This window comes from Neorhizobium sp. T25_27 (assembly GCF_002968565.1).
In the GTDB taxonomy this organism is placed as follows: Bacteria; Pseudomonadota; Alphaproteobacteria; order Rhizobiales; family Rhizobiaceae; genus Neorhizobium; species Neorhizobium tomejilense.
On the sequence record NZ_PVBJ01000004.1, the window covers coordinates 143,038 to 165,422 of the forward strand.

The following is a 22,385-nucleotide window of genomic DNA, read 5'->3' on the forward strand; positions in this document are numbered from 1 at the left end:
GGAAGGAAAGCCCGGATCGCACCTTTCCTAACCGATTGAAATGAACTTTAGGTTGATGCACGGCCGTTCATTAATCCGGCTTTAAGATAAACGAGATATTTTGTTCCGTATTAAACTTGGATGAAACCGGGGAGGCGCCAGCTTCCCGCGTGTGACCGGGATGGCGGCCAGCTGGGCACCGTCATGCGAGCCCCGATTACCCGTTGAGGACTTGGAGCCAGCATGTTCCCACGCCGACAAGACGAAAACTAGAAGGAATAACGCCGAGAGGCGAATATCGGCATTACGGCCCGGCCTTTGTCCGGTCCGAAAAAGCATACGGGGAGTTCCATCCTATGAATGATTTGGCGTCGGCGGACGCAAACATTCAAGCTGTCATGCTCGAAGTGATTTCCGAGGGCATTTCCGGCGGCGTATTTGTCTATGACAAGAATGACTTGATCGTCTTTGCGAGCCAGCAATTGCTGACCCTCCTGCCGGTTCCGAAGAGCTTTCTGACGCCCGGCACACGCCTTCGGGATTTCCTCGGGGCCGTCTACGATGGCGGCGGACGCTTCCTGACCGATACTTCCGGTCCGCGCCGCATGCTGAGCCGTGAGGACTGGATCGCTGAGCAGATCGCCACTCTCTGGAAGGAACGGGCCGAGTCGCAGGAACGCCGCGGCACCGACCGCTGGGTGAGCTTCACCAAGCGCCGCCTGTCGTCCGGTTACGGCGTCTGCGTCGTCAGGGATATCTCCGATCACAAGAAGCGCGAGGAACAGTGGCGCGCCGACATGGAACGGGTGCAGATCACCGAAGAGGTGCTCGACAACCTGCCGTTCCCGATTACCGTCAAGGACAGCAGCCTGACCTTCGTTGCCGTCAACAAGATGGCCGCGCGCTTCCTCGATCTGCCGCCTGAAGCTATCCTCGGTCACAAGGGATCCGATGTTCATCCGCCGCAGGTGGAGCAGCGCCTGGACCGCATCAATCGCGGGGTCCTCGATCTTGGCGAGCCCCAGCAGATGTCCGAACTGGTGATCCGGCCGGACGGCTCGCAGGTCGTCATCATCGCCAACAAATACCGTATCGGAAAGCCTGGCCGTTATTACCTGGTCACCGCCATGGAAGACATTACCGGACTGGTCGCGACCGATGAAGACGGCGAGGAGATCAAGCCGCGCATGAGCCGGGGCGGATTGATCGCCACTTCGCTGGCGCGGCAGGAGCGCGACGTGCCAGTGAAGGCGGTGGTTGCGCCCGACACGACCCATCTCTCCAACCGCAAGGTTCTTGTTGCCTCCTCCGATCCGAGGACGAGCGCCGAGGCGCTGGAAATTCTCGATGATCTGGGGTTCGACACCTCTTCCGTTTCAGACGGTGAGGAACTGGAGCTCTTCCTGCAACTGGCAAAGGAAGCCAGCATCGCAATCGATCTCGTCGTGGTGGACACACTGGCGGACAAGGCTTGCCTCGAAATCGTCCAGCGGCACCGCATTCCCGCCTTGGCGATTAATGGGGTCCGGGTGAAGCGGGAACTGGCCGCCGGCGTCACTCGCCAGTTCAGCCAGCCTGCAGCAAACGACACCGCATGCGACGAAGACACCTGGATCGCCTCGCAAACCGGCGAAAGCGCCGGCATCGACATTCTGGTTGCCGAAGACAACGAAGTGAACCAAATCGTCTTCTCCCAGATCCTCGAGGGCCTGGGTTATCGTTATGCGATCGCCGCCGATGGCGAAGAAGCGGTCCGGCTCTGGCAGGAGCGGTCGCCGCGGCTGATCCTCATGGACATCACCCTTCCAAAGCTCAGCGGCTTCGATGCGAGCGTGCGCATCCGGAACCTGGAGACGGTCGACAACTCCATTCCGATCATCGGCGTCCTTCCCCAAGCCTTCGAACGCGACCGCGACCAATGTTTCGCCTCCGGCATGAACGAGGTGATCCTCAAGCCGATTAGTCCCGAGGCGCTGGAAGCCGTCTTCCAGACGTTTCTCGGCATGCCCGCAAAACAGACGTATGCTTAACCGATTAATCAATCTGTTCATGTAAGTTAAGCCCGGGCCATCAATTTTTAATCTTTTTCCCGCATCCTGCGCCGGTCTGTGAAGCGCAACGGGATTATTCATGAAGTCGGCGGGAAACCCATTGCCGCAGGTCAGCCAGAATGAACTGCAGGCAATGGCCTACAGTGACGCCCTGACGGGACTTGGAAATCGATACCGTCTGCGTGACAAGGTGCGCCTGCTGGCTGCCGAGCGGGCCCAGGATCCTGCACCCTTTACCATCTGCATTGCCAATCTCGACGGCTTCAAGCCGATCAACGATCTGTTCGGCGCCGAAGCGGGCGACGAGATCCTCTGCCAGGTCGCTCATCGCCTGAAAGCCTGCATTCCGGACGGCGCGACCGTTACCCGCCATGACGGCGACGAGTTTGCCTTCATCCTGCCTCTGGTCTTCGAGCGCGTCGGCGCCGAACGTATCGGCCAGATGATCAAGGACGTCCTGTCCGCCCCCTACGATCTCGGCGACCGCAACGTCCGCCTGTCGGCCTCCTTCGGCTTTGCGATCTATCCCTTTGCCGGCGCGGATTTCGAGGAACTGCTGAAAAGCGCAGAAACCGCGCTCTACCGCTCGAAACGCCGCGGCCGGGGACAGATCACGGTCTACTCCCGCGAAATCGCCCAGGAGATGAAGCGGGCGACACAGCTGGAACAGGCGCTTCGCAACGCCATCATCGCCGATGCCGTGGATGTCCACTTTCAGCCGATCGTTCGCATCAGCGATGGCGCAGTGGTCGGTTTCGAGGCGCTGGCGCGCTGGATCGATGCCGATCTCGGCTTCGTCTCGCCCGCGGTTTTTGTGCCCCTTGCCGAAGAGCGCGGTTTTATTGACGCACTTTCTGAAACGTTACTGCACAAGGCTGCCGAGGCTGCACTCTCCTGGCCGCGCGAGCTTTTCCTCTCCTTCAACCTCTCTTCAGCGCAGCTGATGGACCCAGGCACGACCGAGACCATCCTCGCGACCCTTGCACGCGTCGGCCTCGATCCCCATCGCCTTGAGCTGGAAATTACCGAAACGGCGGTGATGACCTCGGCCGATACGGCGCAGCGCATCATCACCGACCTGCGCCAGCAGGGCATCCGCATCTCGCTCGACGATTTCGGCACCGGCCAGTCTAGCCTCGGGCGGCTGCGGGACTTCACCTTCGACAAGGTGAAAATCGACCGCGCCTTCGTCTCGCGCATCACCACGGACCGCGCGTCGGAGCACATCGTCAAGGCGATCATCGCCATGTGCGACGGGCTCAACCTGGCCGTGGTCGCCGAAGGCATCGAGGAAAAGGCCGATGCGGACAAGCTCAATGAACTCGGCTGCGCGATGGGGCAGGGCTATTATTACGGCAGACCGGCTGACAGCGCTGTCACCCTGCGCTACCTCCAGGAACACTACCGCGATTTCATGACCATCGAGCGGGCCTGATCGAGGCCTGGTTTGCGTTCAGCACCTGCAAAAAAGGGGCGGCACCTGCGGTACCGCCCCGTTTCGTGGTGACGACGTGTCACCCGTTCCGGATCGTGACTGATCGAGCGCTTATTTGCTCGGGGCAGCCGGTGTCGTCGACGGGTTAGTGGTGCCGCCTGCAGGCATCGAGGTGCCGGTCGAGGACGTGGTCGTCCGGTCGGTTTCTGCCTGCTTGTCCGCCAGGCTCTTGAATTCCGGAGCGGCCTGAAGGGCTTCTGCCGTTTCCGTGGTGGACAGGCGGACTTCGTTGTTGTTTTCCGCATCACGCGTCATGGTGATCTTGTCCATCGGCAGGGCGATTTCCTTCTCGCCGATGCCGAGGAAGCCGCCGACGCCGACCACGGCTGCAACGATGCCGCCGCTTTCTTCAAGGATCAGGTCGTTGACGTCGCCGATGCTCTTGTCTTCTGCGTTGTAGACCGACTTGCCGATATAGTCGTTGGCGCTGATCTGGTTTTCAGCCTGTTCGGTCAGATAGCCGCCGGAAGCAGCGGCCGTGTCGGTGCCGGTCTTCGGAGCCGGCGTTGCGGCGCTGTCAGCCGGTTTTGCAGCCGGATCTGTCGGAGCGGCAGGGGTTGCCGGAGCCGGGGAGGCCGGCGGCGTCGGCTGGGTCTGGGCAAATGCCGGTGCAATGGCGGTGGACGCCAAAAGAACAACGGCTGCCATCGTGCTAAGGGTCTTCTTCATAACGAACCTACCTTCCTCTGCTCAAAATTATCTCTGAACGCGCGGCCCTCCGTTACGGAGCTCTCCGACCGCGCTGGTTCGAGAGGAAAATGTTATGAGGACGGATTGGTTCCGGCTAAGATTGCTGAAATTTTAGGCGTTTGAGCTGGAACTTTTTCGCGTTTTGCTTGTTTGAAGCGCTCTTTGCGTCCTTTAGAGGCGATAGGCTGGCTCCGGATCGCATTGGATGGAAACGGTGATTTCGAACAGCGAGCCGGCAAAAGGGTCGGCAGCGCGAGCGGGCTCGTCCAGGCCCTCCCGCGCCGAAGTCACGGCCAGCCGGTCCTTGCCGATGAAGGCAGGGCAGGTGGTCTGTTTTGCCGGCACCAGGTGACGCGACAGATGCCGGCCGTCAGCCGAATAATGATCGACAGCACCCTCGCCCCAGCGGGCGTTCCAGATCGTTCCGTCGCTGGCGCAGATCGACCCGTCGATGCCGCCCGGCTTGCCGTTCTCGTCGACCAGAAGTTCGGCTTCGCCGTTTGGCAAGCCTGTCGCCGGGTCGAGGGATACCCGCATCAGCCGGTTGATACGGGTGTCTGCATAATAACCGATCGCCCCGTCGGGCGAGAAGCAGATCGAGTTGGGGATGCTGATGCGGTCGAAAAGCTTCGTCACCTCGCCCTGACGGACATGATAGATAGCGCCGGCGCCGTCCTCGGCTTTTCGTCCCATGGTTCCGATCCAGAGGCTGCCGGAGGGATGGACCCTTCCGTCGTTCGAACGGTTCCCCGGCTTCTCCGGTTCCAGTTCGAGATAGGGGGATAGCGCGCCGGTCGCGCGGTCACGGATGAACATCCCCTTGTCGCTCGCGATCATCTGTCGGGCGGCGTCGATCGAGGCAAGCGCGCTGCCCATCACCGGCAACGCATGAACGATCTCCCGCCCGGTCGGCAGATGCAATTCGTGCAATCCCTTGCCGAGAATGTCGAACCACCAGAGCGTCTCCGTTTCCGATTCGAAGGAAGGGCCTTCTCCGAGTGCGCACAGGGAGGAGGAAAGGACACGGCCTTCGAAAGCGTGTGTGGTCGCCATGTGAAATCTCCAATTGCATATCGAGGTAATCGATTAGTATCATTGAGAGAAGAGAGTCGGCAAACTCTCCGCATAGGTGATTTGATCCCCAACAATTATCTCCTGACAAACGGCTGGAGGCATGCAAAAGGTTTGCAAATCCGAGTAGATGTCATCATTGTCGAAAGTTGATAATTGATGTCGTGATTATTCGGAATTGATAATAGCCACAAATTTAGCATCTAATTAAAATCTGAAATAGCAGCCTCCACCACGCAGGCACGTTCGGCGGGAGCTATCCGGGCAAATCCGGAGAACCTTTTCCGTTCCACGGGTCGGAGGCGGGCAATGCGAATATAAAGGACCGGATTGGGCGGATGTATGGGAAACACCAGGAATCGCTCGACGCCACCCGGCGGACAGAGAAGCAGATGATGGCCAATACCGAGAAAGCAGAAGAAGCTCGTGTCTTTGGCGGAAGTGTCGGAGAAATCGCGGATCTCAAGACACAGTTCGACGTGTTCCGGTTCATGAAGCGGGTAACCGAGCATTATGGTTGCCGCACGTTCATGGTTCTCAACCTGCCCCACGCCACCTCGCTCGAACTGTCCAACAACACGGTGATTACCAACTGGCCCGCCGAACTGCTGTCTCTTTTCGACCGCGAAGGCATGATGCAGACCAGCCCCGTGCTTCGGCGGCTGCGCGTCTCCACGATCCCGTTCACCTTCGATCTCGATACGGTGCCGCCCGAGCGGCAAGGACCGGCCATCCGCGGCATGTTCGGGAGGTTCGGTCTCGTCCGTGGCGCTTATTTCCCGGTCCATGATATGTCCGGCAGCCGCGGTGCCGTTTCTTTCGCAGGCGATGGCCTGCCGTTCACGCACCAGCAGATGATGGAGCTGATGTACATCTCCATCCACGTCTTCGAGCGCCTGGCGGAAATCCGCAACCTCGATGTACGCACCACGGACGTGCTGACCGACCGCGAGATCGACTGCCTCAACTGGACGGCCGCCGGCAAGACCAGCGCGGAAATCGCAGAGATCCTCGGCCTCTCCGAACACACGGTCAATCACTACCTGAACCGTGCGGCCAAGAAGCTGGATACGGTCAACCGCACCCAGGCGGTCGCCAAGGCGCTCAGAATCGGTTTGATCAAGTAGCCAATAAAATGCTGCGGCGCACAAAATTTCACCACTGCTCAAGCATCGACCGGTCACGAAATGCCGCTTCCATCAAGGGATGTTGCGCCGCAGCAGGGCTTTCGGCCAGAAGTGGTTGAAAAAGCTCATCAATAGGAAGTATCTTCCCGTCTGGCATGTTTCGTGCTTCTGTAGGAACAGGTCCAGAGGGGACTGCAAGCGCCCCAAGAGGCGTGACAAGAAAAGCTGCCGTTCGATCAGTGCGCCACATGGCTGCCGATCGAACGGCGGTTTATCTTGCTTGCCCCCAGCAATGCCGAACTCCTATATATCTGCGAACGCGACATCCCGTTCTGAGGGATCGGTATCGCATCAGGCATTCGGGAGTTTGAAATCATGGCCGACGTGACGAAAGAGGAAGTGCTGGCGGTTCTCGCGAAGGTGCGCGGGCCGGACCTCGAAGGCGATATCGTCTCGCGCGGCATGGTCTCGGACGTCTTCATCTCCGACAACAAGGTCTATTTCTCGATTACCGTCCCGGCAGCGCGGGCGAACGAACTGGAACCGCTGCGCGTGGCGGCGGAACGCACCGTCAAGGCCATGCCGGGCGTCAAGGGCGCGCTGGTGACGCTGACGGCGGACCGCAAGGCCGGTTCCGCTCCGCCGCCGCGCCCGCAGCCTGCCGCACCGGCTGCTCATTCGCATTCGCACGGGCACGCCCAGGATCACGGGCACAGCCATCCGCCCCAAGGCCAGCAGCCGAGCCAGCCGCCGCAGCGGGAAAAGCCTGGTGTGCCCGGTGTCGGCGCGATCATCGCGGTCGCATCCGGCAAGGGCGGCGTCGGCAAGTCGACGACGGCGGTCAATCTTGCGCTCGGGCTCCAGGCGAACGGCCTGCGGGTCGGCATTCTCGATGCCGATATCTACGGCCCGTCTGTGCCGCGCCTGCTGAAGATCACCGGCCGTCCGCAGCAGATCGAAAACCGCATCATCAAGCCGATGGAGAATTACGGCCTGAAGGCCATGTCGATGGGTTTCCTCGTCGATGAGGAGACGGCGATGATCTGGCGTGGGCCGATGGTCCAGTCAGCGCTGCTGCAGATGCTGCGCGAAGTCGCCTGGGGCGACCTCGACGTGCTCGTCGTCGACATGCCGCCGGGCACCGGTGACGTGCAGCTCACCATGGCCCAGCAGGTGCCGCTGGCCGGCGCGGTGATCGTTTCGACGCCGCAGGACCTGGCGCTTCTCGACGCGCGCAAGGGGATCGCCATGTTCCGCAAGGTCGAAGTGCCGCTGCTCGGCATCGTCGAGAACATGAGCTATTTCCTCGCTCCCGATACCGGCAAGCGTTACGACATCTTCGGCCATGGCGGCGCGAGAAGCGAGGCGGAACGGATCGGCGTGCCGTTCCTCGGCGAGGTTCCGCTGACGATCGACATCCGCGAACGGTCCGATGCGGGCACGCCCGTCGTCGCCTCCGATCCCGAAGGAACCTCGGCGAAAATCTATCGTGAGATTGCCGCCAGGGTCTGGGCCGAACTCGGTGGCCTTACTCCCCGACCGGCGCCTGCAATCGTTTTCGAATAAGAATCCGCATATATGTTCCTGACCATTTTGGAATACCTCCCGCGCGCCGATGGACGGTCACTTTGGCGGCCGTTGCCGGTCAAGGCTTTGATGTAGGCCGCGAATCACCTTGTTGCCGAAGCCCCCTTGAACATATTCGGCGCGGGAGTCATGTTGCAGCGCCCACTACGAGATTGGGACGGCTCTTGATTTTGACTATGGCTGTCTCTATAGGCCCGTCCCGCTGGTGGCCGGCTGGCGGTCCCTAAACCAAGGGCCGGCAAGCCCGCTTCTCGTTCAGTGCCGACGACCTGCGGCCGGAGACCACGATTGATCAATGCCTATAGCGCCACGGGCTCCATGAAGACGCTTGCGCCAGCCGAGGCGCTGCGACAGCTTGCCGACGATATCGTCTGGATCGATCTGGTCGAACCGACTCCGCAGGAGGACGCATATGTCGAGGGTCTCCTCGGAATTCAGGTTCCGACCCGTGACGACCTGAAGGATATCGAACCTTCGAGCCGGCTTTATGTGGAGAAGGGCTCGGTGTTCATGACCGCGTCGCTCGTCTGGCGGGCCGATGGCAAGGATCCGCAGCTCACCGACGTCGCCTTCATCCTCTCCGGCAGCCGGCTGATCACCGTGCGCTACGCCGAGCCGAAAAGCTTCCAGCTGTTCATCGCCAGCTTGAGCCGCCTGCCGGAACCGGGTCGCGATGGCGCCACGTTGCTGGCAAAACTTCTGGAAACCATCGCCGATCGCACGGCCGAAATTCTTGAGCAGACGGTCGATCACGTCGATGCGCTGTCGACGGAAATCTTCCGCGACCGCGGCAAGCGCCGCCCGCCGAAGTTCCTGGAACGCAAGCTGGCCGATATCGCCGAATACCACCGGCTGATCAGCAAGGTGCGCGACAGCCTGGGTTCGCTCGCCCGACTGTTGACCTTTCTCATGAACGTGCCATTGATCAGCCAGGACAAGAGCGACGACAACCTCTGCCGCACCGTTGCGCGTGATGTCGACTCGCTTTCCGAACACGCCTCTTACATCGCCGGCAACATCGCCTTTCTGCTGGATGCCTCGCTCGGGCTGATCAATGTCGAGCAGAACTCCATCATCAAGATATTCTCCATCGCGTCGGTCGTATTCTTGCCTCCGACACTCGTTGCCTCGATCTACGGCATGAACTTTAAATTCATGCCGGAACTCGAGTGGCATATCGGATATCCGCTCGCGATCCTCGCGATGCTCCTGTCCGCCGTCATCCCCTTCTTCTTCTTTCGCTGGAAAGGCTGGCTTTAAGCCGGACATCCCCCATGGGTCACCCCGCTGAACATCACGACGCCGAGAAGACGAAGGTCCAAGGCCTTTTTGCGCTCGCACTCGGCTCCGTCGGCGTCGTCTACGGCGACATCGGTACGAGCCCGCTTTATGCATTCCGCGAGGCTCTGAAGCCGATCGCCCACGATGGCGTCACGGAACTCGAGATCATCGGCCTCATCTCGCTGATGATCTGGACGCTGACGATCATCGTCACGTTCAAATACGTGCTTTTCCTGCTGCGCGCCGACAACGACGGCGAAGGCGGCACGCTCTCGCTCCTTGCACTTCTGACCAAGTCGGCCAATGGCCACAGGGCAGTGTTGATGCTGCTCGGCCTCATCGGCGCCGCGCTTTTCCTTGGCGATGCGATGATCACTCCGGCGCTGTCGGTGCTGTCCGCGGTCGAGGGCCTGAAGCTGGTGGCGCCGTCGATGAGCAGCGCCGTGGTGCCGATCTCCGTCGGTATCCTGATTGGCCTTTTCGCCATCCAGTCGAAGGGAACCGGCCTCGTATCGCGCTTCTTCGGGCCGATCACCGCCGTCTGGTTCATCGTCATGGGCGCCGGAGGCGTCGCCCACATATCCGACGACTACAGCATCCTGGCGTCCTTCAATCCGGTCTATGCGGTCGAATTCATGCTGAACGAGAGTTTCGTCGGCATCGTTGTCCTCGGCGCCGTTTTCCTGACGGTCACTGGTGCCGAAGCGCTTTATGCGGACCTTGGCCATTTCGGCCGACGTCCGATCCAGTGGGCCTGGTTCACGCTTGTCTTCCCGGCGCTGACCTTGAACTATCTGGGGCAGGGCGCTCTGGTGCTGAAGCATCCGGAAGCGATGTCCGATCCGTTCTACCTGATGTTCCCGCAATGGGCGCTGCTGCCGGTGGTCATTCTCGCGACCGCAGCCACCATCATCGCCAGCCAGGCGGTGATCACCGGTGCTTTCTCGCTGGTCCGCCAGGGGATCCATCTCGGTTACCTGCCGCGCATGCAGATCCAGTTCACCTCGGAGACCAATACGGGGCAGATCTTCCTGCCGTCGGTCAACACCCTGCTTCTGGTCGGCGTCATCGCGCTGGTACTGGGTTTTGAAAGCTCGGAATCGCTGGCCACCGCCTACGGTATCTCGGTGACCGGTGCGATGGTCGTCACCACGCTGATGGCGTTTGAGTTCGTGCGTGTGAAGTGGAAATGGCCGCAGACCTTTGCAATCTGCATTCTGGCTCCGCTGCTTGCCCTGGAACTGGTCTTCCTCGGCGCCAACCTCCTGAAGGTACACGACGGCGGCTGGGTCCCGGTTTCGATGGCGATCATCTTCACCATCGTCATGTGGACCTGGAAGCGCGGTACCGCGATCCTCTTCGAAAAGACCCGCCGCATCGACGTGCCGCTCGAAACCTTCATTCCGATGGTCGAGAAGAAGAGCGATCATGCGCCGGTCTCCGTGCCCGGCGTCGCGATCTTCCTGACCAGCGATCCGGAAACCGCGCCCGCAGCACTGCTGCACAACATCAAGCACAACCACGTCCTGCACGAAAAGAACGTCGTGCTGACCATCATCACGGTCAACAAGCCGCGCGTGTCGCTCGAGGAGCGGTTCAAGATCGAGAAGGTCTCGGAGCGTTTCACGCTGATCGAACTGCGCTTCGGCTTCATGCAGTCGCACAATGTCTCGCAGGCGCTCGCCTATCTGCGCAAGACCGGCTTCAAGTTCGACATCATGTCGACCTCCTTCTATCTGGGCCGCCGCAAGCTGGTGCCTGATGCTGCGTCCGGCATGCCCATGTGGCAGGACCGGCTGTTCATCGCCATGGCCAACACCGCGACCGACCCGTCCGACTATTTCCACCTGCCGGCCAACCGCGTCGTCGAACTCGGCTCGCATGTCATCATCTGAGATGCGCCATCGGGACGCCCCTTCGCTGACATTGATGTGAATGTGCTAATTCAAGCCGGCGGCCGGGCGTTTCGGCAGCCGGCGTTAACCGCTCATCAAGGTTAATGATTGATCTTCATCGGGTTCTTGTTGCCCTGTGGAGTTTCCGGTTTTGCGTTCGAATAGTGTTTTGCGTCGCAAGTCCTCATCCGGACTGAGTGGATGGACTTCCCCGGCCGTCTTCGGCCTTGCCTGCTGGCTGATCTTTCCGTCCGCCCCGGCTCATGGCGATCTCGCCGACCTTCTGACCGGTTTCGATGGCGCCGAACAATGGCGCATGGTGCTCACCGATTCGCCGGCGGGCTCGATCCATCAGGCTTCGCTGGCATTTCCCGGTCTGAAGAACGCAGTCTCTGGCAATGCCGGTCTCGAACTCCCGGACGGCCGCAAGATCGCGCTCGTCGACGAGAAGAAATCCTCCGATCCGCGGCCCGATGAAGCCCGCGTCAACCGCGCCGCCAAGAAGGGCCGCATCGTCACCGTCGAACGCATGCAGCCGCCCAAGGCCTTTTCCGCAGGCTCCGTGCTGCAGCGTTCGAGTTCGCTGACCCTGCCGCTCGACGCCCGTGACGAACTGACCAGGTTTGCCAAGGCCGGCAAGAGCGAGAAGCCCGTCGAACTCGCCGCCTTCTATTTCCGCAAGAAGGACGAGCCGAAGCCGGAAGACGATCTGATGCCGATGATCGCGAGCCTCATCAACAACAATCAGGCCGATGTGCTGGCAACCGCCTATGCGCCGGCGGCGCAGGATTTCGCCAAGGAATCGCCCTTCGATGCGATCCTCACGGAAAAGCCGAGCACCGGCCGCTTCATTCCGCCGATCGGTCTCGACGATCACGCCTGGGCTGCGACGCCGTTGCCGCCGGCCTCCTTTTCGGCACGCGAGCAGCAATGCCTCGCCTCCGGCATCTATTTCGAGGCGCGCGGCGAATCCGCCCGCGGCCAGGCGGCAGTCGCCCAGGTCATCCTGAACCGCGTCCGCAATCCGGCCTATCCGGATACGATCTGCGACGTCGTCTACCAGAACGAGGACTGGCGCAACCGCTGCCAGTTTTCCTTTGCCTGCGACAATATCAAGGATCGCATCCGCTCCGAATATCACTGGAAGATGGCACGCGAAGTGGCCATGGCCGTGACCGCCGGCAAGATCTGGTTTCCGGAAGTCGGTTCAGCCACCCATTATCATGCCGTCTATGTTCGGCCCGACTGGGCGCGCACGATGAAGAAGGTCGGCCGCATCGGCCTGCACGTCTTCTACCGCACGTATGGCGGCGGCTGGAGCTGAGCCGGTTCCCGTCGCTTCAACGGGCGGCGATTCCCGCGACAGTTTTACCCGACTCCGGTTGTACTCGTTTTAACCGGTTGAATTTGCTCGGTTAATTTACCTCAATCGAAGAACCTTGGACGCCTTGACTATGGGGGCGGGCAAAACTATGTTGCGCGCGACTTGAAAACGGGCCGGACGGCGCGAAATCCTCCGCCAACTGCACTTTTTTGCTGTTGGAAAGCATAAAACCGGTTGTGCCGGGAGCAGAAATAGGGGAGGACGCACATGACGGATCACCGCGACGATGGTCTGGAAGAGCGCCGGCGGCGTCTTTCCGCAAAACTTGCGGAAAGGAAGGCTGACGACGACGCAGAGGCGAGGCGGGACGCGCAATCTGAAGAAAGCCGAAAGGGCATGGCCCTCGGCTTCAAGATTTCCTCCGAGTTCATCTCCGCGATCGCAGTGGGTGCGATTCTGGGCTATGCGCTCGATTATTATGTCGGCACGTCGCCGTGGGGGATGATCATTCTTCTCCTCCTCGGCTTCTGTGCCGGTGTCTTGAACGTGCTTCGCTCGGTGGGAAAGGTGGCTCAGCCGCCTGCCCTGCAGAAGCGCAGTGACGGAGACGGAAAGGAAGGCGACCTTTAAGAAGGGCGCTTCCGGCGAAGTGAAGGGAGCCGCTCAAAGCGGCGAATGAAAGAGGTAGACGGTGGCAAACGATCCGATCCATCAGTTCCAGATCAGCAAGATCGTTCCGATCGAAATCGGCGGCATCGACTTCTCCTTTACCAATGCATCCCTGTTCATGGTTGCGACCGTGGCTTGCGCCGCAGGTTTCCTCTATTTCTCCACCTCGCAGCGCTCGGTCGTCCCGGGCCGCGCGCAGTCGGTTGCGGAAATGTCCTATGAGTTCATCGCCAACATGCTGCGCGAAGGCGCCGGCAGCCATGGCATGAAGTTCTTCCCGCTGGTCTTTTCGCTGTTCATGTTCGTGCTGACCGCAAACCTGCTCGGCATGTTCCCCTATTTCTTCACGGTTACCAGCCAGATCATCGTCACCTTCGCGCTGGCGATTCTCGTGGTCGGCACGGTCATCGTCTACGGTTTCTACAAGCACGGCCTGCATTTCCTCAAGCTCTTCGTGCCGAGCGGCGTCCCGGGGGCACTGTTGCCGCTGGTCGTGGCGATCGAAGTGATCTCGTTCCTCTCGCGTCCGATTTCGCTGTCCGTTCGTCTGTTCGCCAACATGCTGGCCGGCCATATCACGCTGAAAGTGTTCGCGGGCTTCGTCGGCTCGCTCGGAGCGCTCGGCGCACTCGGCATCGGTGGTGCCATCCTGCCCCTCATCATGACCGTCGCCCTGACCGGTCTCGAATTCCTCGTCGCCTTCCTCCAGGCCTACGTCTTTGCGGTGCTCACTTGCATGTACCTCAACGACGCGGTCCATCCCGGCGGGCACTAAGGATAAAGACATTGGCGTCATAGGCGTCAGTCTACAGCCGCAACAACCATTTCGAAGGAGTTTCTCATGGAAGCGGAAGCAGCAAAGTTCATCGGTGCAGGCCTGGCTTGCTTTGGTATGGCCGGTACGGCTCTTGGCCTCGGCAACATCTTCGGCAGCTACTTGTCGGGTGCATTGCGCAACCCGTCTGCCGCTGACAGCCAGTTCGGCCGTCTGGTATTCGGCTTCGCCGTTACGGAAGCTCTGGGCATCTTCTCGCTGCTCGTCGCTCTCCTTCTCCTGTTCGTGGTCTGATATCTAGGCCAGGAATTCGGATCGCGGCCGCCTGAACAGGGCGGCCGTGGTCTTTCGCATTTGGAATTCACCTGGAGGTGATGATGTTCGTGACCTCGGCATATGCGCAGACCGCGCCGGCCGCTCCAAATACGCCTGCTGCGCCCGCTGGCGAAGTGCATACCGAAACCGGCGTTGCCCACGGCGGCGAACACAAGGGTGCGTTCCCGCCCCTGGATTCCACCTATTTCGCTTCGCAGCTTCTGTGGCTGGTCATCAGCTTTGGCCTCTTCTACCTGCTGATGAAGAAGGTCATCGTTCCGCGCGTCGGCGGCATTCTCGAACACCGCCATGACCGGATCGCCCAGGATCTCGACGAGGCCGCCCGCCTGAAGGCGGAAGCGGACGCTGCCGTCGAGACCTATGAAAAGGAACTGGCAGCTGCCCGTTCCAAGGGCCACAAGATCGCCGAAACCGCTCGCGAGGCCGCCAAGACCAAGGCCGCCGCCGACCGCACCGCGATCGAGGCCGAGCTGACCGAGAAGCTGGCCGCTGCCGAAACCCGCATCGGTGAAATCAAGGCGAAAGCTTTCGCAGAGGTTGGCCAGATCGCCGAAGAGACCGCCACCGCCATCGTCGATCAGCTGATCGGCGCCAAGGCAAGCGGCGACGACATCAAGGCTGCAGTTGCGGCCGCGAAGACGGAGGCCTGATCCAATGACATTGGATGCAACATTTTTCGCACTTGTCGCTCTCGTCATCTTCCTGGCCCTGATCGTTTACCTGAAAGTGCCGGGCATGATGGCGAAGTCGCTTGACGAGCGCGCCGCCAACATCGGCAAGGAACTCGACGAAGCCAAGCGCCTGCGCGAAGAAGCGCAGACCCTGCTCGCCGAATACCAGCGCAAGCGCAAGGAAGCCGAAGCGGAAGCCGCGCAGATCGTGGCTGTCGCCGAGCGTGAAGCCGCGGCCCTGACCGAGGAAGCTCGTCAGAAGACCGACGAGTTCGTCACTCGCCGCAACGCGCTTTCCGAGCAGAAGATCAAACAGGCCGAGGCCGAAGCGATCGGTGCAGTCCGTGCCGCCGCCGTCGATCTCGCAATTGCCGCTGCCCAGAGCGTCATCGCCCGCAAGGCCGACGCGTCCACCCAGGACACGCTCTTCCAGGACGCCGTCGGCAAGGTGCAGTCACGACTGAACTGATTTCAGTCACCACAAGACTTCCAGAAGCCGGGGCGAAAACCCCGGCTTTTTTTGTTTTGGGCGAAAGGAGGATCGTGATGGCTTTGGTTGCGGGAAGTCTGTCGAGGGAACGAGCACTGTCGCTAACCGAACGGTTTCTGGCGGAGCGGTTTGCCGATGCGGATTTCGCCTTCGTGACCGGCTCCATCATGCGTGGCGCGGGAACGCCGTCCTCCGATATTGATCTCGTAGTACTGCATTCTGCCCTGCCGCATGCCCATCGCCACTCAGAGGTCTTCGAAGGCGTGCCGTTCGAAGCCCTGGTACATGACGAGGGGACCTTGCGCTGGTTTCTTGAGGCGGATGTAAAAGCGGGCCGCCCGGTGCTGATCCGCATGGTGACCGACGGAATTCTTATCGGTCCGCGGCTGCAGCGCGCGGATGAGCTTCGCCGCGAGGCCGAAACTCTCCTGGTCAAAGGTCCGCCGCAGTTGGATCAGGATGCGCTCGACCGCATGCGTTATGCCATATCGAGCCTTCTGACCGATCTTGCCGACGAGCGGCCTGATTTCGAGCGGGTGGCGATTGGTTCGGCGCTTTATCAGGCGCTCGGTGATTTCATCCTGCGCAGCAACGGGCAATGGTCCGGAGCCGGCAAATGGTTGCCGCGGCAGATGACGGCATTCGATCCGGTGCTGGGCGATGCGTTCGTCGAGGCCTTCGACATGCTGTTTCGCGAAGGAGAGGCTAAGCCGGTCCTGGATTGCGCGGAACAAGTCTTCGCCGCACATGGGGGACTGCTGTTCGATGGCTATCGCGCCGATGCGTCGGCCGAATGGCGTAAATGAGGGAAGGCGTGCCGGTTAGCTTTCCGGCAGATCATCCTTTTTGAGCGGCCGAAAGCTCATCCGGTGCAGCAAGCATGGGCCATGCGTCTCGATGCCGGCGCGGTGCTGGGGCGTCCCGTAACCGACGTGGTTGGCAAAACCGTAGCCGGGGAAGACCAGGTGCGCGCGGGTCATCATCCGGTCGCGGGTGACTTTTGCGATGATCGAGGCGGCGGCGATCGACACGGAGCGGGCATCGCCCTTGATGACCGCCTTGCCGGGGCAGCAGAGCCCCTGCGGCACGTCACGGCCGTCGGCGAGCACATAGGCCGGCGTCACGGCAAGCCCCGCCACCGCGCGGCGCATGGCGTCGAGGCTGGCGCGCAGGATGTTGCGCTCGTCGATATGGCGTGGGCCGGACGCGGCGATCGACACTTCGGCCGTCGCCATGATCGCCTCGAACAGAATTTCCCGCTGGGCTGCGGTGAGCTGCTTGGAATCGTTGAGGCCGTCCGGGATATTGTCGGGGTCGAGGATGACGGCGGCGGCCACGACCGGGCCTGCCAGCGGCCCGCGCCCCGCCTCGTCGGTGCCCGCGACCGGCCAATGGCCGGCGTGGCGTGCCACAAGCTCCAGACTGAAATCCGGAACCAGCGGAACATCTTCAAAAAGCATCGGAGAATCGGGCGACGTGCGAGGTAACATGGCGGCAACCTCGCACGTCGTCCCGACCTCCTGCAACCCCCGGCCAAGCGATTGCGGCGTCGCTATCCACCGAGGGGCGGCGGTGGAACCGGGGTATTTTCCGACGCGGGGGACAGGGCGGGTCCGCGTCGAAAATTGGAATTTGCAATCGAACCGGAACAGGGCCCGGTCAGAGCAGCGAGAGCTGGATCCCGCCGCCGTCGGGACGGAGGAAAATGTCGTCGCGCAACGGCAGGCCGCGCCGCACCATGCCAAGCCGCTTGGTCGCCATCTCGAAACGCCGGCCGATCTGCCAGGCATAGGGACCGGCGCCCTTCATCCGCTTGCCCCATTCGGCGTCGTAATCCTTGCCGCCGCGCATCGAGCGGACGAGCGACATCACATGCCGATAGCGGTCCGGATAGTTCTGCAGCAGCCAGTCGCGGAAGAGGGGGCTCACCTCCAGCGGCAGGCGCAGCAGCACGTAGCTCGCTTCCGTCGCCCCCGCCGCATGGCCGGCGTCGAGGATCCGCTCGATCTCATGGTCGTTGAGCGCCGGAATGACGGGTGCCACCATGACCGCAGTCGGAATACCGGCATCGGTCAACGCCTTGATGGCAGTGAGGCGCTTGGGAGGGGTCGAGGCGCGCGGCTCCATGGTGCGGGCAAGCTTGCGGTCGAGGGTGGTGACCGAAATCCCGACCTTCGCGAGCCCTTTCGAAGCCATGTCGGCAAGGATGTCGATGTCGCGGGTGATCAGCGCCGACTTGGTAACGATCGCGACCGGATGGTTGGCCTTCTGCAGCACTTCGAGGATCTGCCGCATGATCCGCCATTCCCGCTCGATCGGCTGGTAGGGGTCGGTATTGGTGCCGATCGCGATTGCCCGCACCTTGTAGTCCGGGCGGCTCAGCTCCCGTTCGAGCAGTTTCGGCACGTCAGGCTTGGCAAACAGCTTCGCCTCGAAATCGAGCCCCGGCGAAAGCCCCATGAAACTGTGCGTCGGCCTGGCAAAGCAATAGATGCAGCCATGCTCGCAGCCGCGATAGGGATTGATCGAGCGATCGAAGGAAAGGTCCGGCGATTCGTTGCGGGTGATCGCGGTGCGCGGCTTTTCCACCTGCACCTCGGTCCTGAACGGTTCTAGCTCCTCCAGCGTCTGCCAGCCGTCGTCGAATGCCTCGCGGCGCTCTTCCTCGAAACGGCCGCTCGGATTGAGCCCCGCGCCGCGCCCGCGACGCCGGTCAATCTCCACCCGAAGACCGGAGGATTTGACCAACGCATCGGCAATATCGGCCGTATGGGCAGGCGCGAAAGCGTCCTGCCGCAACTGATGCAGCTCGTTCATGGGTTAGCTCCTGAAGGGGAAATTCCCCGTTCCTGATGACTAAATTCCTAGCGCCGAAATGAGAACATTGCAAGAACAAAATTGAAGGTCGGCGTTTCTGGCGTTCCTTGTGGCAATGCGTTACATGTCAGGAATGCTGACTGTCATCATGGAATGCCGCGATCAGGAATCCGAGCTGGCGCAGACGCTCTCGGTGCTCGTTTCCGCTGCGGTGGAGGGACTTGTGAGCGATGTCGTGGTGCTCGACCACGGTTCGCGGGACGGTTCCTCCCGCGTCGCCGATGCGGCCGGCTGCCGTTTTTACGGCCATTGGGACATCAAGGATATTTTGCGCGGCGCCCGCGGAGAATGGTTGTTGCTGGTCGAACCCGGCGCCCGGCTGCAGGCCGGCTGGATCGACGAGGTGATGGAATATATCGCGCTGAACAAGCAGCCGGCCCGCTTCGCGCCGGCGCGCAACTATCGGCGGCCGTTCTTCAAGCGCATCGGCCGAAGCGTGCCGCCGCTGGAATACGGCATGCTGCTGCCGAAGCGGCAGGCGATCGCGCTCGCGAAATCGGGGATGGACCTGGAAGCGCTGGCACGCGGCCAGAAGGTATCGAAACTCGCCAGCGAGATTATTCCGGCCTGGGTGGCAGCGGCAATCAGGTAGCGGCTATTTGCCGCCGCGCTTCAGGTGCTCGTCGAGCCGCGGCATGATCTCGATGAAATTGCAGGGCATGTGGCGGTAGTCGAGCTGCGCCTTCAAGATGCCGTCCCAGGCATCCTTGCAGGCGCCGGGCGAACCCGGCAGCACGAAGATGAAAGTGGCGTTCGCCACGCCGCCGGTCGCCCGCGACTGGATCGTCGAGGTGCCGATCTTGTCGTAGGAAATGCGATGGAACACTTCCGAAAAGCCGTCCATGCGCTTTTCGAACAGCGGCTCCAGCGCCTCGGGCGTCACGTCCCGGCCGGTAAAACCCGTGCCGCCTGTGGTAATCACCACGTCGATATCGGGATCGAGCGTCCATTCCCGCACCTGGCCGGCAATGCGGTCCTTGTCGTCCGTCACGATCGCCCGTGCCTTCAGTTCGTGGCCGGCTTCAGTGATCCGCGCCACCAGCGTGTCGCCGGACTTGTCGTCGGCCGCCGTGCGCGTGTCGGAGACTGTCAGCACGGCGATGCCGACGGGGATGAAGGAACGGGTTTCGTCGATCCGGTTCATTGGGTTTTCTCTGGCACCTGTCCAACGGTCCTCACCGCCTGAAAATACCATTCCGGCTTCTGGCCGTTAAGGTTTTCCATCGCCTTTTCCGCCGCTTCGAAGGAAGGAAATATCCCGAAACAGGTGGCGCCGGAACCGGACATCCGCGTCAGCATCGTGCCCTCCGCGCCGATCAGGCTGGAGATCTGGTCGATCTCGCGCACCAGCGAGCGCGCCGGCGGTTCAAGATCGTTGCGCAGAGTTTTCAAGAAGCCGATCCAGTCGCTGTCGAACGGGCCGATCGCCGCGTTTTCCTTCTGCGTCAGGCGCAGGAAGATATCGGGGGTCGAGACGCCGACGAGGGGATTGCCGAGCACCAGCGACAGCGAAGGCAGGTCGGGAAGCGCGGTCAGTTCCTCGCCTATCCCCCTGGCCATCAGCGCCTCGCTCTTGAGACACATAGGCACATCGGCGCCGAGCGTAAGCCCGAGCGGTGCCAGTTCCCCGTCCGGCAGGCTGGCATTCCAGAAGCGCATCAGGCCGCGCAGGGCTGCTGCCGCATCCGCCGAACCGCCGCCGATACCGGCTGCGACCGGCAGGTTCTTTTCGAGATGGATGGCAACCGGCGGCGCCAAAATGCCTTTATCCTCCAGCGCCGTGCGCAGGAGATCGCGCGCTTTCAGCACGAGATTGCCCCTCTTGCCTTCCGGCGAGGTCGGTAGCAGCGAGGCGAACCGGCCGGAAACGGAAAAATCGTCGGCCTCCGTCTCGCTAAAGCACAGCCGGTCCCCGGTGTCCGCAAAAGTCACGATGCTTTCGAGCCGATGATAACCGTCGGCCCGCTGGCCGGTCACGTGCAGCGCGAGATTGATCTTGGCGGGCGCCAGTTCGAAGAGGCCCGCCTTGTCGGCGAGCCATTTGTCAGATGACGGATTGTCCAGGAACATGCGCGTCAGGATTTCTTGTCGGGATTGGCCGGCGCCGGCGGGGCAGGTGCCACGGGCTCCGTCGGGCTGCGGTCGGCAGTCGTGGCGTTCGGATCGAGCGGCGCCAGGCCCTTCTCGATCTTCTCCTTGATCTGCTCGCGGTTGATGTCCTCGCCTTCCGAGATCAGAGCCCGGTTCCACTGGTAGACGGCCTCGAGCTTGCGCCCGACGCGCCAGTAGGAATCGCCGAGATGGTCGTTGATCGTCGAATCGCCGGCACGCAGCTGCACCGCACGTTCCAGCTCGGTCACGGCATCGTCGAACTTGCTCATCCGGAAATAGGCCCAGCCGAGCGAGTCGACGATATACCCGTCATCCGGTCGTGCATCGACGGCCCGCTTGATCATGTCGAGACCTTCGTCGAGGTTCTTGTTCATGTCGACCAGCGAATAGCCGAGATAGTTGAGGACCTGCGGCTGTTCCGGGTTGAGCTCGAGCGCCTTGCGGAAGTTCGGCTCGGCCTTCGCCCAGTTCTTAAGCCGCTCGTAGGCGATGCCGCGCTGGAAGAAAATCGTCCAGTCGCCGGGTTTCGGCACAGGTCCGATGACCTCGGCAGCCTTGTCGTAGGTCTCCGCCATGGTCTTGTAGTCCTTGGCGTCGGAAAGCACGCTGCCATAGGCGATGTAGCTGCGGATGTCGGACGGATCGGAATCGATCAGCGACTTCAGGTGCTGCTTGGCTTCATTCACCTTGCCGGTGTCGGAAAGCGTCACGCCGAGCTGCAGCTCGGAAATGCGGCGCATCGGCGAATCGGCCGGGACGCTGGCATAGAACTTGATGGCGCGCTCCGGCTGCTTCAGCTTTTCAGCGATGCCGCCGAGCAGGATCAGCGTGTCGGCGCTCTTGGGGTCGAGCGCGTGGGAAATCTGCAGGTAGAGCGAGACCATGTCTTCGGCGCCCTGGCGGTTCAGCGCCCCGCCAATCGAAAACAGCACGCTGGCCGCGCCTTCTGCGGCATTACTCACCTGCTGTTCGGGCTTCTGGCCTTTCTCGATGCTCTGGCGCAGGGCCTTCAGCGGCGCATAGTTGGAGACCATGCCGTCACCGACGGAGATCGCGTCCAGCGCCTTCTGCTTGTTGCCGGCTGCCGCTTCGAGACGCGCAAGCGCCATGACCGCGCGCATAAAGGTGTCCGGCGCGGTGGCGACGGCTTCCTTGTTGGTGACGGCGGTATTGAGGTGCTGCCGCGCGGTGCCGATATCGCCGGTCACCAGCGCCATGGCGCCGAGATGGTAATCGGTGAATACCTTGTACCAGGCCGGTCCCTTGAGGTTGTTGATGCCGGCCATCGCCTGCTTGCCCTTGCCGGCGCCGACATCCGCCCAGGCGGAAAGAAGCTGGTGGGTCAGCCGGTCGAGATCGTTCGGGCCTTCGTAGGCAAGAACCTTCTTGGCGGTATCGAATTTCTTGGCGCGCAGGGCATCGAGGCCGCGGACGATCTTGGTGATCCGCTCGACGGCTTTATCGTCCTTGAGCGCGTTGGCTTCAGCGAGGCCCTGGTCGAAATCGCCGTTGAGCAACAGCGAGATCATCAGCCGCTCGCGGATTTCCAGGTTGGCGGCATCGAAAGCCAGCGCCTTGCGGTAGAGCGCGATCGCAGTGTCGTAGTCGTGGTCGACGTCGGCTGTCCGTGCGGCCAGAAATGCACCGGAAAACGTCTTCACGTTGCCAGGGGCGAACGTCACCGTGTCTTTCACCGCTGGCTTCACTTCCGCCGTCGCCGCATTGGCTACCGTTCCGAACAGGAGAACGGTTGCAAGCGCCGCGCTGGAGAGCAGAAGAAGGCTGGATTTCTGCCGCATAAACATGCCTTTCGTAAGAGCATGGCGATTCGATGAGATACCGCCGCCAATTCCGCCCTATTGATTCATGATAGAATGGCTTTTTTGAAGCACGTCCGCAAGGAAATCCCCAGCGCCGCATGGGGGCGGCGCCGGTCACACCTTCGTCAACGGGCG

At 61.6% G+C, this 22,385-nt stretch carries 21 protein-coding genes; 14 read left to right on the forward strand and 7 right to left on the reverse strand.

All coding sequences use genetic code 11. The annotated features are described in order from the left end of the window. Positions 1 to 335: 335 nt before the first annotated feature. Positions 336 to 2,009, forward strand: a complete 1,674-nt coding sequence (locus C5J24_RS13980) for a response regulator (protein ID WP_105418626.1) — start codon at positions 336 to 338, stop codon at positions 2,007 to 2,009. Between the two features lie 100 nt (positions 2,010 to 2,109). After that, positions 2,110 to 3,465, forward strand: a complete 1,356-nt coding sequence (locus tag C5J24_RS13985) for a bifunctional diguanylate cyclase/phosphodiesterase (RefSeq protein ID WP_105418628.1) — start codon at positions 2,110 to 2,112, stop codon at positions 3,463 to 3,465. Positions 3,466 to 3,576: 111 nt separating this feature from the next. Here the strand turns inward: C5J24_RS13985 and C5J24_RS13990 are convergent, their stop codons facing one another. Both C5J24_RS13990 and C5J24_RS13995 read right to left on the reverse strand, forming a co-directional pair. Next, positions 3,577 to 4,194, reverse strand: coding sequence for a PRC-barrel domain-containing protein (locus C5J24_RS13990; RefSeq protein WP_105418630.1), 618 nt, complete (start codon positions 4,192 to 4,194; stop codon positions 3,577 to 3,579). Positions 4,195 to 4,386: 192 nt separating this feature from the next. Beyond that, positions 4,387 to 5,268 carry an SMP-30/gluconolactonase/LRE family protein gene (locus C5J24_RS13995; RefSeq protein WP_105418632.1) on the reverse strand — a complete coding sequence of 294 codons (882 nt, stop codon included), beginning with the start codon at positions 5,266 to 5,268 and terminating at the stop codon, positions 4,387 to 4,389. 413 nt (positions 5,269 to 5,681) lie between these two features. Between C5J24_RS13995 and C5J24_RS14000 the strand changes: the two genes are divergently transcribed. The 11 genes from C5J24_RS14000 to C5J24_RS14050 all read left to right on the forward strand — a co-directional run bounded on the left by C5J24_RS14000 (position 5,682) and on the right by C5J24_RS14050 (position 16,247). Then, positions 5,682 to 6,413 (forward strand): autoinducer binding domain-containing protein, encoded by a 732-nt coding sequence (locus tag C5J24_RS14000; RefSeq protein WP_105419065.1) that lies wholly within the window; start codon positions 5,682 to 5,684, stop codon positions 6,411 to 6,413. A 375-nt stretch (positions 6,414 to 6,788) separates the two neighbouring features. Further along, entirely contained in the window at positions 6,789 to 7,979 is a 1,191-nt protein-coding gene (gene apbC / locus C5J24_RS14005; RefSeq protein ID WP_105418634.1) for an iron-sulfur cluster carrier protein ApbC, read from the forward strand. Between the two features lie 309 nt (positions 7,980 to 8,288). Further along, entirely contained in the window at positions 8,289 to 9,260 is a 972-nt protein-coding gene (locus C5J24_RS14010) for a magnesium transporter CorA family protein (RefSeq protein WP_105418635.1), read from the forward strand. Positions 9,261 to 9,274: 14 nt separating this feature from the next. Beyond that, the gene (locus tag C5J24_RS14015; RefSeq protein WP_046630990.1) at positions 9,275 to 11,176 is read left to right on the forward strand and encodes a potassium transporter Kup; all 1,902 of its coding nucleotides are present in this window, start codon (positions 9,275 to 9,277) and stop codon (positions 11,174 to 11,176) included. 169 nt (positions 11,177 to 11,345) lie between these two features. Further along, on the forward strand, positions 11,346 to 12,500 hold the full coding sequence (locus tag C5J24_RS14020; RefSeq protein WP_172723991.1) for a cell wall hydrolase: 1,155 nt from the start codon (positions 11,346 to 11,348) through the stop codon (positions 12,498 to 12,500). A 267-nt stretch (positions 12,501 to 12,767) separates the two neighbouring features. After that, on the forward strand, positions 12,768 to 13,130 hold the full coding sequence (locus tag C5J24_RS14025; RefSeq protein WP_105418639.1) for an AtpZ/AtpI family protein: 363 nt from the start codon (positions 12,768 to 12,770) through the stop codon (positions 13,128 to 13,130). Positions 13,131 to 13,191: 61 nt separating this feature from the next. After that, positions 13,192 to 13,944: a F0F1 ATP synthase subunit A gene (locus tag C5J24_RS14030; RefSeq protein ID WP_046630996.1), complete on the forward strand. Its 753-nt coding sequence runs from the start codon at positions 13,192 to 13,194 to the stop codon at positions 13,942 to 13,944. Between the two features lie 66 nt (positions 13,945 to 14,010). Beyond that, positions 14,011 to 14,238 carry a F0F1 ATP synthase subunit C gene (locus C5J24_RS14035; protein ID WP_037087706.1) on the forward strand — a complete coding sequence of 76 codons (228 nt, stop codon included), beginning with the start codon at positions 14,011 to 14,013 and terminating at the stop codon, positions 14,236 to 14,238. Between the two features lie 83 nt (positions 14,239 to 14,321). After that, complete coding sequence (locus tag C5J24_RS14040; protein WP_105418641.1) at positions 14,322 to 14,930, forward strand: F0F1 ATP synthase subunit B; 609 nt, start codon at positions 14,322 to 14,324, stop codon at positions 14,928 to 14,930. Between the two features lie 4 nt (positions 14,931 to 14,934). Continuing rightward, positions 14,935 to 15,420, forward strand: coding sequence for a F0F1 ATP synthase subunit B (locus tag C5J24_RS14045; RefSeq protein WP_046631000.1), 486 nt, complete (start codon positions 14,935 to 14,937; stop codon positions 15,418 to 15,420). Between the two features lie 77 nt (positions 15,421 to 15,497). Further along, complete coding sequence (locus C5J24_RS14050; RefSeq protein ID WP_105418643.1) at positions 15,498 to 16,247, forward strand: nucleotidyltransferase domain-containing protein; 750 nt, start codon at positions 15,498 to 15,500, stop codon at positions 16,245 to 16,247. Positions 16,248 to 16,262: 15 nt separating this feature from the next. Here C5J24_RS14050 and C5J24_RS14055 read toward each other — a convergent pair whose 3' ends face one another. Beyond that, positions 16,263 to 16,931, reverse strand: a complete 669-nt coding sequence (locus C5J24_RS14055) for a ribonuclease HII (protein WP_105418645.1) — start codon at positions 16,929 to 16,931, stop codon at positions 16,263 to 16,265. A 169-nt stretch (positions 16,932 to 17,100) separates the two neighbouring features. Next, positions 17,101 to 18,258, reverse strand: a complete 1,158-nt coding sequence (locus C5J24_RS14060) for a PA0069 family radical SAM protein (protein ID WP_046631002.1) — start codon at positions 18,256 to 18,258, stop codon at positions 17,101 to 17,103. Between the two features lie 133 nt (positions 18,259 to 18,391). Between C5J24_RS14060 and C5J24_RS14065 the strand changes: the two genes are divergently transcribed. After that, entirely contained in the window at positions 18,392 to 18,910 is a 519-nt protein-coding gene (locus C5J24_RS14065) for a glycosyl transferase (RefSeq protein WP_105418647.1), read from the forward strand. 3 nt (positions 18,911 to 18,913) lie between these two features. Here the strand turns inward: C5J24_RS14065 and moaB are convergent, their stop codons facing one another. Genes moaB through C5J24_RS14080 form a run of 3 tightly spaced genes read right to left on the reverse strand, consistent with a single transcriptional unit; the run spans position 18,914 to position 22,229 of the window. Next, entirely contained in the window at positions 18,914 to 19,462 is a 549-nt protein-coding gene (gene moaB, locus C5J24_RS14070) for a molybdenum cofactor biosynthesis protein B (protein WP_105418649.1), read from the reverse strand. Continuing rightward, a complete protein-coding gene (locus tag C5J24_RS14075; protein ID WP_105418651.1) occupies positions 19,459 to 20,388 on the reverse strand; it encodes a 4-(cytidine 5'-diphospho)-2-C-methyl-D-erythritol kinase in 930 nt (309 codons plus the stop codon). The genes moaB and C5J24_RS14075 overlap by 4 nt, the downstream gene beginning before the upstream one ends. 5 nt (positions 20,389 to 20,393) lie before the next feature. Beyond that, a complete protein-coding gene (locus C5J24_RS14080; protein WP_105418653.1) occupies positions 20,394 to 22,229 on the reverse strand; it encodes a tetratricopeptide repeat protein in 1,836 nt (611 codons plus the stop codon). Positions 22,230 to 22,385 lie beyond the last annotated feature (156 nt).

Excerpts from the sequence above, each read along its gene's own strand:
- C5J24_RS13980 (WP_105418626.1), top strand. The coding sequence starts at position 336 with ATGAATGATTTGGCGTCGGCGGACGCAAACATTCAAGCTGTCATGCTC.
- moaB (WP_105418649.1), bottom strand. The coding sequence starts at position 19,462 with ATGAACCGGATCGACGAAACCCGTTCCTTCATCCCCGTCGGCATCGCC.
- C5J24_RS14060 (WP_046631002.1), bottom strand. The coding sequence starts at position 18,258 with ATGAACGAGCTGCATCAGTTGCGGCAGGACGCTTTCGCGCCTGCCCAT.
- C5J24_RS14000 (WP_105419065.1), top strand. The coding sequence starts at position 5,682 with ATGGCCAATACCGAGAAAGCAGAAGAAGCTCGTGTCTTTGGCGGAAGT.
- C5J24_RS14050 (WP_105418643.1), top strand. The coding sequence starts at position 15,498 with ATGGCTTTGGTTGCGGGAAGTCTGTCGAGGGAACGAGCACTGTCGCTA.
- C5J24_RS14080 (WP_105418653.1), bottom strand. The coding sequence starts at position 22,229 with ATGCGGCAGAAATCCAGCCTTCTTCTGCTCTCCAGCGCGGCGCTTGCA.
- C5J24_RS13985 (WP_105418628.1), top strand. The coding sequence starts at position 2,110 with ATGAAGTCGGCGGGAAACCCATTGCCGCAGGTCAGCCAGAATGAACTG.
- apbC (WP_105418634.1), top strand. The coding sequence starts at position 6,789 with ATGGCCGACGTGACGAAAGAGGAAGTGCTGGCGGTTCTCGCGAAGGTG.
- C5J24_RS14035 (WP_037087706.1), top strand. The coding sequence starts at position 14,011 with ATGGAAGCGGAAGCAGCAAAGTTCATCGGTGCAGGCCTGGCTTGCTTT.
- C5J24_RS14055 (WP_105418645.1), bottom strand. The coding sequence starts at position 16,931 with ATGTTACCTCGCACGTCGCCCGATTCTCCGATGCTTTTTGAAGATGTT.
- C5J24_RS14040 (WP_105418641.1), top strand. The coding sequence starts at position 14,322 with ATGTTCGTGACCTCGGCATATGCGCAGACCGCGCCGGCCGCTCCAAAT.
- C5J24_RS14015 (WP_046630990.1), top strand. The coding sequence starts at position 9,275 with ATGGGTCACCCCGCTGAACATCACGACGCCGAGAAGACGAAGGTCCAA.
- C5J24_RS14045 (WP_046631000.1), top strand. The coding sequence starts at position 14,935 with ATGACATTGGATGCAACATTTTTCGCACTTGTCGCTCTCGTCATCTTC.
- C5J24_RS13990 (WP_105418630.1), bottom strand. The coding sequence starts at position 4,194 with ATGAAGAAGACCCTTAGCACGATGGCAGCCGTTGTTCTTTTGGCGTCC.
- C5J24_RS13995 (WP_105418632.1), bottom strand. The coding sequence starts at position 5,268 with ATGGCGACCACACACGCTTTCGAAGGCCGTGTCCTTTCCTCCTCCCTG.
- C5J24_RS14065 (WP_105418647.1), top strand. The coding sequence starts at position 18,392 with ATGCTGACTGTCATCATGGAATGCCGCGATCAGGAATCCGAGCTGGCG.
- C5J24_RS14075 (WP_105418651.1), bottom strand. The coding sequence starts at position 20,388 with ATGTTCCTGGACAATCCGTCATCTGACAAATGGCTCGCCGACAAGGCG.
- C5J24_RS14025 (WP_105418639.1), top strand. The coding sequence starts at position 12,768 with ATGACGGATCACCGCGACGATGGTCTGGAAGAGCGCCGGCGGCGTCTT.